The organism is Brevibacterium sp. HMSC24B04, from assembly GCF_001806835.1.
GTDB lineage: Bacteria > Actinomycetota > Actinomycetes > Actinomycetales > Brevibacteriaceae > Brevibacterium > Brevibacterium ravenspurgense.
This window is the reverse complement of record NZ_KV786128.1, coordinates 1-11,399: the sequence shown is the minus strand read 5'-3', so window position 1 is coordinate 11,399 and position 11,399 is coordinate 1. Positions and strand designations below refer to the sequence as shown.

At 63.5% G+C, this 11,399-nt stretch carries 10 protein-coding genes; 3 read left to right on the top strand and 7 right to left on the bottom strand.

Annotated features, from left to right (window positions below; all coding sequences use genetic code 11):
- Positions 1–53: 53 nt before the first annotated feature.
- The 4 genes from HMPREF3092_RS10855 to HMPREF3092_RS10840 form a co-directional block, all read right to left on the bottom strand.
- Positions 54–1,511, bottom strand: a complete 1,458-nt coding sequence (locus HMPREF3092_RS10855) for a peptide MFS transporter (protein WP_256174460.1) — start codon at positions 1,509–1,511, stop codon at positions 54–56.
- 177 nt (positions 1,512–1,688) lie between these two features.
- The gene (acnA, locus tag HMPREF3092_RS10850) at positions 1,689–4,370 is read right to left on the bottom strand and encodes an aconitate hydratase AcnA (protein WP_062020892.1); all 2,682 of its coding nucleotides are present in this window, start codon (positions 4,368–4,370) and stop codon (positions 1,689–1,691) included.
- A gap of 166 nt (positions 4,371–4,536) precedes the next feature.
- The gene (locus tag HMPREF3092_RS10845) at positions 4,537–5,820 is read right to left on the bottom strand and encodes a class I SAM-dependent RNA methyltransferase (RefSeq protein ID WP_070424892.1); all 1,284 of its coding nucleotides are present in this window, start codon (positions 5,818–5,820) and stop codon (positions 4,537–4,539) included.
- Positions 5,817–7,835 (bottom strand): APC family permease, encoded by a 2,019-nt coding sequence (locus HMPREF3092_RS10840; protein WP_256174458.1) that lies wholly within the window; start codon positions 7,833–7,835, stop codon positions 5,817–5,819. The genes HMPREF3092_RS10845 and HMPREF3092_RS10840 overlap by 4 nt, the downstream gene beginning before the upstream one ends.
- 38 nt (positions 7,836–7,873) lie before the next feature.
- On the opposite strand from HMPREF3092_RS10840, the gene HMPREF3092_RS10835 reads away from it, so the two are divergent.
- Together HMPREF3092_RS10835 and HMPREF3092_RS10830 are read left to right on the top strand one after the other, a co-directional pair.
- The gene (locus HMPREF3092_RS10835; protein WP_061941237.1) at positions 7,874–8,551 is read left to right on the top strand and encodes a potassium channel family protein; all 678 of its coding nucleotides are present in this window, start codon (positions 7,874–7,876) and stop codon (positions 8,549–8,551) included.
- Between the two features lie 11 nt (positions 8,552–8,562).
- Complete coding sequence (locus HMPREF3092_RS10830; protein ID WP_061941239.1) at positions 8,563–9,216, top strand: potassium channel family protein; 654 nt, start codon at positions 8,563–8,565, stop codon at positions 9,214–9,216.
- Here HMPREF3092_RS10830 and HMPREF3092_RS10825 read toward each other — a convergent pair whose 3' ends face one another.
- From HMPREF3092_RS10825 to dut, 3 genes are read right to left on the bottom strand one after another with little or no spacing between them, the layout of a single operon-like run.
- A complete protein-coding gene (locus HMPREF3092_RS10825) occupies positions 9,217–9,501 on the bottom strand; it encodes a single stranded DNA-binding domain-containing protein (protein ID WP_141738028.1) in 285 nt (94 codons plus the stop codon).
- A gap of 55 nt (positions 9,502–9,556) precedes the next feature.
- The gene (locus HMPREF3092_RS10820) at positions 9,557–10,321 is read right to left on the bottom strand and encodes a DUF3710 domain-containing protein (RefSeq protein WP_070424890.1); all 765 of its coding nucleotides are present in this window, start codon (positions 10,319–10,321) and stop codon (positions 9,557–9,559) included.
- Positions 10,322–10,789, bottom strand: a complete 468-nt coding sequence (gene dut / locus HMPREF3092_RS10815) for a dUTP diphosphatase (RefSeq protein ID WP_061941247.1) — start codon at positions 10,787–10,789, stop codon at positions 10,322–10,324.
- 90 nt (positions 10,790–10,879) lie between these two features.
- Here dut and HMPREF3092_RS10810 point away from each other — a divergent pair, with 90 nt between their 5' ends.
- Entirely contained in the window at positions 10,880–11,338 is a 459-nt protein-coding gene (locus HMPREF3092_RS10810; RefSeq protein ID WP_070424889.1) for a DUF3093 domain-containing protein, read from the top strand.
- The last annotated feature ends 61 nt before the right edge of the window (positions 11,339–11,399 follow it).

Genomic DNA, 11,399 nt, shown 5'->3' with positions numbered 1-11,399 from the left:
CGCTCAGGTGAGTTTTCGAACTCACCTGAGCGGCGCCTCGTGTGCAGAGCCGGTCAGCTCAGGCCGGCGTAGAGGCTCCTCTGTAGGGGCCTGCGCACGAGCAGCAGGCACACGCCGATGAGGACCGCCGAGGCGCCGATGATGACGAAGTAGGCGCTGTTCGGAATCGCGGCGTAGAGCTGCCCGAGCAGACCGGACAGCGACGAGCCGAGCGCCAGAGTCAGAAAGTTGACCGCGACCATCTGGGCGGTGAACGCCTTCGGCGCGATCTGCGTGGCCAGAGCCAGCCCGATCGGTCCGACAAAGTTCTCCGAGCTGCCCATGATCGCCATGAAGATCAGGATGAGGACGACGGGAATCTCGTCCTGAAACGCCCACGCGGAGATGACGAGTAGGAAGAAGAAGCCCACGCCGATCTGAATCGACCCGATCGAGTACTTGGCGGCCGCGCCGGGCTGGCGCGAGCCCATCTTCGTCCACAGCGATGCGATGAGCGGTGCGGCGAGGACCGCGGCCAGCGGGCTGAACATCGAGACCCATCCGACGGGGAAGGACCAGTCGCCGAGGCTGCGGTCCACTCTCTCCTGGATGAGGATCGACACGGCGGTGAACTTCTGGAACAGGAAGCCGAAGTACAGGCCGGAGACGAAGAACAGGGGAATGAAGGACGCGACGCGGCGCTTCTCGGTCGCAGTGACCTTCTTCGACGTGAGCATGACGGCGAAATACGCCGCAGCAGCGACGACGGCGACGACCGTAGCGACAGTCGAGAGCATCTCCGCGCGCAGCAGTCCGCTCCATGCGGCGATGCCGACGACTGCGATGGCAGCCGCGGTGAGGACGACGGCGGTGCGCGCACCCCGCGGCGAGAGCGGCCGCGTGACCTGGTCGGCCCTCTTGGGCAGGCGGCGGGAGGAGAAGACGTACTGGATCACGGCGGCGATCATGCCGACTGCCGCAAGCGCGAACCCCGGGTGGAAGCCCCATTCCTCCTGTACGAAGCCCGTCGCGAGCGGTCCGATGACGGAACCGGTGTTGATGGCCATGTAAAAATAGGAGAATCCCGCGTCTCGTCTGGCCAGGGTCTCGTCTTCGAGGATGAAGCCGACGATGGATGTGATGTTCGTCTTGAGTGCGCCGGTGCCGAGGATGATGAGGACGAGGCCGATGGCAAGCCCCGGCAGTCCGGCCACGACGGCCAGGCCGATGTGGCCGAACGCGATGACGATGCCGCCGATGAGCACAAGCCGCTTCGGGCTCAGGACGCGCTCGCCGAGCCACGCTCCGATGCGCTGGGCGATGTAGACCGCTCCCCCGTAGGCGCCGACGATGCCCGCCGAGGCCGCGGGGCTGAGTGCGAGTCCGCCCTGATCGAGCTCGTAGAGCAAATAGAAGGACAGGATGCTCTGAAGTCCGTAGAAGGAGAATCTCTCCCAAAGCTCGGTCAAAGCCATGCCGCCGATGCTGTGCACGCGCGCACTGGTCTTCGCTGCTGCGGACTCAGATGCCAAACTTCGCTCCTTCTCTGGCCGGGGCTGCTGCTACCCCGCCGATCGGGGCGTCGAACGATGTGAGTCTAACGATTTCGAGCCTCGGGGCGCAGACAAGCGGACACAGCAAAGCGGGCCGGATCATATGATCCGGCCCGCTTCAGCGCTGCCTTACGGCTTCAGCGAATCTTCAGTGCGTCACTTCACGAGCGAGCGGAGGACGTACTGGAGGATGCCGCCGTTGCGGTAGTAGTCGGCTTCACCGGGGGTGTCGATGCGCAGAACAGCGTCGAACTCAACGGTTTCACCGTTGTCCTTGGTCGCGGTGACCTTCAGCGTCTTCGGCGTGACACCTTCGTTGAGCTGTTCGACACCTGCGATCGAGAAGGTCTCGGTGCCGTCCAGGCCCAGCGTGTCAGCGCTTTCACCGGCCGGGAACTGCATGGGCAGAACACCCATGCCGATCAGGTTCGAACGGTGGATGCGCTCGAAGCTCTCAGCGATGACAGCGGCAACGCCGAGCAGCTTGGTGCCCTTTGCAGCCCAGTCACGCGAAGAACCGGAGCCGTATTCCTTACCGCCGAGGACGACCAGCGGGGTGCCGGCAGCCTGGTAGTTCATAGCGGCGTCGTAGATGGTGGTCTGCGGGCCGCCTTCCTGCGTGAAGTCGCGGGTGAAGCCACCCTGAACACCGTCGAGCAGCAGGTTCTGCAGGCGGATGTTGGCGAACGTACCGCGAATCATCACTTCGTGGTTACCGCGGCGCGAACCGTAGGAGTTGAAGTCCTTGCGCTCAACACCGTGCTCGGTGAGGTACTTACCGGCCGGGGTGTCGGCCTTGAAGGAACCAGCCGGCGAAATGTGGTCAGTGGTGACCGAGTCGCCGAGCTTGGCGAGCACGCGGGCACCTTCGATGTCCTTGACCGGTGCCGGTTCGAGTTCCATGCCCTCGAAGTACGGGGGCTTGCGGACGTAGGTCGATTCGTCGTCCCATTCGAAGACGGAACCGGACGGGGTGTCGAGCTTCTGCCAGCGCTCGTCACCGTCGAAGATGGTGCCGTATTCGGACTTGTAGGCTTCGGTCGAAATCGAGGAGTCGATGACGCTTTCGACTTCTTCCGGCGAAGGCCAGATGTCCTTGAGGAAGACGTCGTTTCCGTCCTGATCCTGACCCAGCGGCTGGTTTTCGAAGTCGAAGTCCATGCTTCCGGCCAGGGCGTATGCGATGACCAGCGGCGGCGAAGCCAGGTAGTTCATCTTGACGTCCGGGCTGATGCGGCCTTCGAAGTTGCGGTTACCCGACAGGACTGCGGTGACCGAAAGGTCGTTGTCCTGAATGGCTTCCGAGATCTCCGATTCGAGTGGACCGGAGTTGCCGATGCAGGTGGTGCAGCCGTAGCCGACGATGAAGAAGTTCAGCGCCTCGAGGTCTTCGATGAGGCCGGCCTTCGTGTAGTAGTCGGTGACGACCTTCGAACCGGGAGCAATCGAGGTCTTGACCCACGGCTTGGAGTTCAGACCCTTCTTGCGGGCGTTGCGGGCCAGCAGACCTGCAGCCATCATGACCGACGGGTTCGAGGTGTTGGTGCACGAGGTGATCGATGCGATGGCAACCGCACCGTTCTTCAGTTCGAATTCGCGGCCGTCGCCCATGGAGACGTCGACGGACTTGTCCTCTTCGCCCGGCTGAGCGTAGTTGTGGATGTCCTTGGCGAACTGAGCCTTGGCGTCAGACAGTTCGATGCGGTCCTGCGGACGCTTCGGACCGGAGATCGAAGGAACGACCGTCGACAGGTCGAGTTCGAGGTACTCGGAGTACTCGACTTCGTTCGACGGGTCGTGCCACAGGCCCTGTTCCTTGGCGTACTTTTCGACCAGCTCAATCTGCTCGTCCGAACGGCCGGTGAGCTTGAGGTAGTCGATGGTGACGTCGTCGATGGGGAACATGGCGGCGGTCGAACCGAATTCGGGGCTCATGTTGCCGATCGTGGCGCGGTTGGCCAGCGGAACGGCTCCAACGCCTTCGCCGTAGAACTCAACGAACTTGCCGACAACACCGTGCTGGCGGAGCATGTCGGTGATCGTCAGAACGACGTCGGTTGCGGTCACGCCCGAGGGGATTTCGCCCTTGAGCTTAAAGCCGACGACGCGCGGGATGAGCATGGAGACGGGCTGGCCGAGCATTGCTGCTTCGGCTTCGATGCCGCCCACGCCCCAGCCGAGCACACCGAGGCCGTTGACCATGGTGGTGTGGGAGTCGGTGCCGACGAGGGTGTCGGGGTATGCGCGGGTCACGCCGCCGACTTCGCGAGCCATGACGACACGTGCCAGGTATTCGATGTTGACCTGGTGGACGATGCCCATGCCCGGGGGAACGACCTTGAAGTCGTCGAATGCGGTCTGGCCCCAGCGCAGGAACTGGTAGCGCTCACCGTTGCGCTGGTATTCGATGTCCATGTTGCGCTCGATGGCGTCTGCGTTGCCGAAGGAGTCAATCTGGACCGAGTGGTCGATGACGAGTTCAGCGGGAGCCAGCGGGTTGATGTCGTCCGGGTTACCGCCGAGTTCCTTGACGGCTTCGCGCATGGTGGCGAGGTCGACGATGCAGGGAACACCAGTGAAGTCCTGCATGACGACACGAGCCGGCGTGAACTGGATTTCAACGCTCGGTTCGGCCTTGGGGTCCCACGAGGCGAGTGCCTTGATGTGGTCCTCGGTGATGTTGGCACCGTCTTCGGTGCGGAGCAGGTTCTCCAGCAGGACCTTGAGGCTGAACGGAAGCTTGTCCGAACCATCGACCGCGCTGAGGCGGTAGATCTCGTAGGACTTGTCTCCGACCTCAAGAGTGCCCTTGGACTTGAAACTGTCGACGTTGCTCAAGTGACTCTCCTGTTCGTTCGCTCTCGATACCCTGCGCCCGGCTCGGCTTCATCCGAGCTCGAATTAGGCAACAAAAACGTTGTGCAAAGTATCTTGACGTCAAGATAAATCTTATCGCATCACCACAGTGTTCTCCACCACCGGGGCACGGCTGCCGTGCCCAGTCTCAGCGAGTGAAGACAGCGGTGAATTCGGTGTGCTTCGTCAGCGGGAAGGCATCCCAGCCCTGAAGGTGCGCAAGTTCAAAACCGCAGTCGAGCAGGCCGCGAGCGTCACGCGCGAAAGTCCCGGCGTCGCAGCTGACGTAGACGACCCTTCCCGCCGCCGAGGCGCCGATCATGTTGACGACGTCTTCTCCGGCTCCCGCTCGGGGCGGGTCAAGCACGACGGTGTCGGCCGGCGGCAGCATTCCGAGCGTTTCAATGCGTCCGACTTCGAACTTGGCCGGCAGGCCTTCCGCGTTGGCTCTGGCGGACTGAATCGCCGCCTGCGATCCTTCGAGCCCGGTGACTTTGGCCCCCGCCTTGGCGAGGAACACCGAGAACAGCCCGGCCCCACAGTACAGATCAAGTGCGGACTGCGGACGGCCCGCGAACTCGAGGACCTTCGCTGACAGAACATCCGCGGCATCCACGTGCACCTGCCAGAAGCCGTCGGCGTCCAGACCGAAGCGCTGGCCGCGGACTTCTTCGCGCACCCGACCAGTGCCCGCGAGAACCTGCGGGGGTGCTGGGCGACCGCGATTGCGCTTGCCCTCTGTGCGCAGCAGAACAGACCAGGCACCCGGCTGCGCGGCTGCGATTTCCCTCAGCTTGCCCAGCACGGCCTCTTTCGGCTGCCCCACGGCGATGATCGCACCACCGCCAGCCGAGGCGACGAGCTCGAGCCTCGACAGACCGGGCAGGGTCTGCCGGTGCAGACCCAGGTCATTGAGCTCATCGACCGCCAGCGGAATACGAGACACCGGAACAACCCGGTGAGATCCCCCGGCCCTCAGGCCGGGCTGGCCGTCCGGGCCCACGGCAAGCTGCACTCGGGTTCTCCAGTCCATACCGGAGCCCCCATCAGCTTCACGCGGCAGCGAGCTGACCCGCAGGTCCCATTCGATGCCGCCGATCCGCTCCAGCTGCTGCCGGGCGGCTTCGGCTTTGAGCCTGCGCGAATACGCAAGATCAACCGAAGCGAACTCCACCCCGCCAACGCCTGCGGCACCGCAGGCAGCCAGCCGGTCGGGAACACGGTGCTCTGATGGCGTGACAACCGAGGTGACCCGAGCGCGAGCAAAGCGCTTCTTCACCTGGGTCAGCTCCACCTCGACCGTTTCGCCCGGAAGGGCACCGTCAACGAAGACAACCCCGTCCTCGGTGCGGGCAGCGGCCGCTCCCCCGGCAGCCGGGGCATCGGGAACAAGAACACGGCGGTCACCGACCGCGGGACGCTGAGCAGTCATTTCTTCATCCTGAGGTCAGACAGTTCGATATTGCCCTCCGCGCTTTCCAGAACCACCTGACTGCGGTTGAAGGACTCCAGGCGCCACGGCACGGTCGCAACAACCACACCGGGCAGGAAAGCCAAGAACGACTTCAGCCGCAGAACCGTCTGGTTGTGCAGCAGCGACTCCCACCAGCGGCCCACGATGAACTGGGGAATGTAGACGATGATGAGGTCCTGCGGATGACGGCGACGCAGGGTCGTCACGTGCCGCATGATCGGACGGATGAGTTCCCTGAACGGCGAACCGATGATGGTCAGCGGAACCGTCAGCTCCATCGCGTCCCACTGCTTTTGGATTTCCTCAACCGCTTCGGCATCGACCGCAACAGTAATCGCCTCCAGCTGAGTGGGACGGCTGGCCCGCGCATAGGCAACAGCGCGCAAAGCGGGTTTGTTGATGCTGGTGACGACGACGACCGCGCGTGTTCCGGCCGGCAGGCGACGCACATCCGTATCTTCCGGATCGACGCTCAAATCGCGATTGACTGCCGAATAGTGACGGAAGATGCCGCCCATGAGCGCGTACAGCAGGAACATCGCCAGCAGCGCCATCCACACCCCGCCGACGAACTTCGTGATGATGACCACCACGAGAACCGTCAGTCCAAGAACCACTCCGACGAAGCCGACCACACGGGCAATGAGCATCTTGGTGCGCTTGGGCCCGGAAACGGTACGGCGCAGAATGCGACTCCAGTGGCGGACCATGGCCAGCTGGCCCAAAGAGAACGACAGGAAGACACCCACCAGATACAGCTCAATGAGCTTGGTGGGCTGTGCGTCCGTAATGAAGATGATGAGCATCGACGCGCCTGCCAACACGAGGATGCCGTTGGAGAACGTCATGCGGTCTCCGCGGGTGGCCATCTGCTTGGGCAGCAGCTCGTCGCGGGCCAGGCGCGAAGCCAGGACCGGGAAGCCCTCGATGGCGGTGTTCGCCGCAACCAGGAGGATGAGCGCTGACACGACGATGACAACGGCGGTGAGCACCGGCGAAAACGAGAACACCGCCTCGGCCATCTGCCCCACCACCGGATGCTGCACGTAGTCCGGCCCGACGCTGTGGCCGTTCACAAAAAGCTGCGCTTCCGGTTCGGCGGCATATTTGATGCCCAGCACCGAGGCCAGCCACATGAGCCCCACCAGCATCGTCGCCGACAGGGCACCCGTGATCAGCAGCGTATTTCCGGCATTGCGGCCGCGCGGCTGACGGAACTTCGGGGCTGCGGCAGCGACCGTCTCAATTCCTGCAACCGCCACAGAGCCCGACGAGAAGGCCCGCAAGACGATGAACACGGCAGCCAAGCCCTGCATCGCAGTATCAACGCCGGCCAAGGGCTCCAGAGTGAACGCAGCGCTTTCAGCCTGCGGAAGATCACCCGCGAGCATCCGGCCGAAGCCGACGGCAAGCATGATGAACACGAGTGCAATGAACGTGTACGTGGGCACCGCCATGAGCGTACGAGTGCCCTTCCAGCCACGCAGACCGAACAGCGACACAACGGCCACGCCTCCAAGCGCAACAAAAACCGTGTAGCCGCGCAGCGACGGAACAAGCTGGGCAACAAAGCCGGCGAACACCGCCATCGACACGGACAGGGTCAAGACGAAGTCCACCAGAAGAGCGGCGGCGACGAGCCTAGCCGGGCGGACACCGAGATTCTGCGCGACAACCGAATAGTCACCGCCGGCCGGATAAGCCCGCAGCGTGAGCCGGAAGCACAGCACCATGATGAGAGTGACGACGCCTACGGCAAGGCCGATCCACGGCGAAATGGTGATCGCCACGATCCCGGAGGTCGACAGGGCAAGCAGAATCTCATCCGGCGCGTAGGTGACCGAGGACAGCATGTCTGAGGCAAAAACCGGCATTGCGAGGCGCTTTGGGAGCGCTTCGCGTCTAAAGTGGTCACTGCGAAACGGCCGTCCAACGACTGCGCGCTTGAGCGCATAGGTAAAACTGCTTGCCACGGCCCCCATGGTAGTCAACTGTGAAGAAGGCGGATGCCGTGCACTTTGTGATTATGGGCTGCGGGCGCGTCGGCGCCCTCCTGGCCAGAACACTCGACAGTCGCGGACACACGGTAGCGGTCATCGACCAGGATCCGGATGCGTTCCTCAAGCTGGGCCCGGACTTCTCCGGTTCGACCATCACGGGTGTCGGCTTCGACCGAGATGTCCTCAAACGCGCCAGAGTTGATGGCGCCTACGCCTTCGCCGCGGTCTCTTCCGGCGACAATTCGAACATTCTGGCCGCGCGCGTCGCCCGCGAAACCTTCGGCGTGAAGAACATCGCCGCCCGCATCTACGACCCCAAGCGCGCCCAGATCTTCGAACGGCTGGGCGTACCGACCGTGGCGACGGTCCGGTGGACGGCCGAGCAGATGATGCGCCGGCTCATTCCGCAGGGCTCCGTCAACGAATACCGCGACCCGTCCGGACAGATCGGCCTGTCAGAAGTGCACGTCAACCCGGCGTGGGTTTCGCACTCCGTTCTCGAAATCGAAGATGCGGTGCCGGGCCGCGTGGGCTTCATCACCCGGTCGGGTGAGGGCATCCTGCCGCAGAAGGACACCCTCCTGCAGGAGGGCGATCTTGTGCACATCATGTCCCGGATGGACGACCTCGAGGACATCGAGCGGATTCTCGATGCGCCCCCGGCACAGCAGTACAGGCAGCAGGACTGAAAGGAGTCACCATGAAGGTCGTCATCGCCGGAGCCGGCTCCGTCGGCAATTCCGTGGCCCGTGAGCTTTTGGAGAACGGGCACACCGTCCTGCTCATTGACAAAGACAAGGACGCCATCCGCCGTGACCTGGTGCCAGGCGCGCAGTGGCTCCTGTCCGATGCCTGCGAACCCGATGGCTTGGCCGAAGCCAATCTTGACTACGCCGATGTCGTCGTTGCGGCAACGGGTGATGACAAGACGAACCTGGTGCTGAGCCTGCTGGCGAAAACCGAGTTCGGTGTTCCCCGCACTGTCAGCCGAGTCAACAATCCCCGCAACGAATGGCTTTTCGACGACAGCTGGGGTGTCGATGTTGCCGTCTCGACACCTCGTCTGCTCACCGCGCTGGTCGAAGAAGCAGTCGAGGTCGGCGGTCTGGTGCAGCTGATGAACCTGCAGCGCGGCGGCACATCCCTTGTCGAGGTGACGCTGCACGAAACCGCTGCCATCACGGGTCAGCGTGTGGGCGACGTTTCGTGGCCGGCCGACACTGTTCTCGTTGCCCTGGTCCGGCAGGGCCGCGCCTTCGCCCCCGATGCCGATGATTCACTCATCGCCGGCGATGAACTGTACTTCCTGACCCTGCCGGAGCTGCATTCGCAGCTGACGGCAATGACCCGCTGATCACCGAAGCGCTGTTGAGGGTCTGCCGCGCAGCAGTGTGTAGGCCGGACAGAGCGTGACCATTTCACCGCCCAAAAGGCAGAATTTGCCGTGCACCGCGACCGGACGACCGGGCAGGAGCCCCGAGATTTCCCGCACACCCAAGAAGCGAACCCGCACCTCACCCGTGTCGTCGGCGACGACACAGTCGAATGTCGGATTCGCACCGTGTGCTGACCGCGTGATCGACCTGATGGTTCCGGCCACCGACGCGGTGTCACGATCTTCGACCTCGCTGATCGGCACGCAGGTCCGCGCCTGACGCGGCAGTTCGGCTACACGTGCAGCGCGCGTCCCGCTGTCAGCGGACTTCGGCAATTGTGGGACCCGGGTTGAGCGGATCGTCGTCGTCTGATTCTTCCCGCTTCGGTTCCGTGTTCGGCGGGGTGAGCATCAGCAGTTCGCGCGGAGGGCGCGCTTCTTCGCCGCGGTCGACGATCACGCCGCGCAGCACCTTGCGCAGCTCTTCACTCGCGGGGCTGTCTTCTGCGGCCGCGTTCGTCAGTGCTGCCCGGAGGAACCAGCGGGGCCCGTCAATCCCGATGAAGTGCACGGGGCGCAGGGACGGGGTGTCCTCACCGTCGAGCTTGACGGGAACTTCGGCGTGCAGCTCGGTGCCGAATTCGGTGTAGCGCTCAGCTGCCGAACCGCCGGCCTGTTCAATGTTTGCCGCAGTCTGGGTGCGCACATCGCCCCAGATGCCTTCTGCTTTAGAAGCGGCGAAGGCCTGCAGCTGCAGGTTTCCGCCCTTGTGCACGAGTGTGACGGCGACGATTTCGCGCGTGTCCTCGGTCTGCTCAAGCTGTACCTGCATCTGGTCGTACACGGGAATCTTCAGAGCACCAAGGTCAAGGCGGTCAGCCTCAGAGGCCTCTTCGGATGCGTCCCACGGACCGTTCTCGGCACGGTCGCGCGGGCCTTCCTTCGCCGCGAAGTCATCGTCGGCGTCGACTTCTGCAGCTTCGTCAGCCGCAGCTTCGTCAGCGGCGACTTCTTCGGTGCTGTTCGGTTCTTCGTTCGGTTCCTCTGACGGCTTGGCCTTGCGAAAACGGCTGAAGAATGACATCTACTGCTCCTCGTTGTGGGTGAATCCGCCGGTTGATCCGAAACCGGCACTGCCCCGGTCTGATGTTGACAGCGTATCGACAATCTCGAATTCCGCCCGGGAGACCTCCTGAATGACGAGCTGCGCAATGCGGTCACCGCGCGAAATCGTCGCGGTCGCATCCGGATCGAGGTTGACCAGCGGAACCTGGATTTCGCCCCGGTAGCCCGCATCGATGGTGCCCGGCGCGTTGATGACGGTCACACCGGCTTTTGATGACAGTCCCGATCGGGGGTGAATGAAGCCCGCGTACCCTTCGGGAATCGACAGAGCAATTCCGGTCGGAACTCGGCGACGCTCCCCCGGCTGCAGCACGACGTCTTCGGCGGCGATCAGATCGCAGCCGGCATCACCGGAGTGCTCATAGGCGGGCACGGGAAGCCCCGGGTCGAGAACTTTGAGTTGGACGGGAACGATATTGGCAGCCACGGGCAGGACTTTAGTGCTTAGCGCGTGCCGATGCCACCTCGTGAACCGGGCGGCCGAACACCACGCCAGCCACGTGGGACAATGGGGCACATGAACTCCCCCGCCTCCGCGACGCAGGGCGTCGCCTACGTCGAGAAGCTCTCACCCACGATCACCTGGTGGATTGTGGCACTGTTCCTGTCATCAATGACCGCTGCCATGGTCTACCCCGTCTGGCCGCTCGGCGCGATCGTGGTGCCCGTGGTCGTCTTCGCCCTCGCGGCGACCTGGCTGATGACTATGGGCGCGAAGATCCTCGTAACCGACACCCACTTCTATGCGGGGCGAGCACACATCGAGCGCAGCTTCATCACCGAAGTTGAGCCTTTGGGCCCCGCTGCGGCGTTCCAGGCTCGCGGACCGCAGCTGGATGCACGCGCATTTCTCATGATCCGCCCGTGGGTGAAGCAGGCCGTCCGGGTGCACATCAACGACCCCGCGGACCCGACGCCCTACTGGGTGGTCTCAACCAAACGCCCCGCGGCTTTGGCTAAGGCGCTGAACTCATAAGCAGCTGCCGGCAGGCACCACTGCAGGCAGACATAGGCAGCGGGGGCGAGAACAGATCTGT

What these genes read in the sequence shown, in the direction of transcription:
- HMPREF3092_RS10845 (WP_070424892.1), bottom strand. Translation starts at nt 5,820, where the DNA reads ATGACTGCTCAGCGTCCCGCGGTCGGTGACCGCCGTGTTCTTGTTCCC.
- HMPREF3092_RS10830 (WP_061941239.1), top strand. Translation starts at nt 8,563, where the DNA reads ATGAAGGTCGTCATCGCCGGAGCCGGCTCCGTCGGCAATTCCGTGGCC.
- HMPREF3092_RS10820 (WP_070424890.1), bottom strand. Translation starts at nt 10,321, where the DNA reads ATGTCATTCTTCAGCCGTTTTCGCAAGGCCAAGCCGTCAGAGGAACCG.
- HMPREF3092_RS10810 (WP_070424889.1), top strand. Translation starts at nt 10,880, where the DNA reads ATGAACTCCCCCGCCTCCGCGACGCAGGGCGTCGCCTACGTCGAGAAG.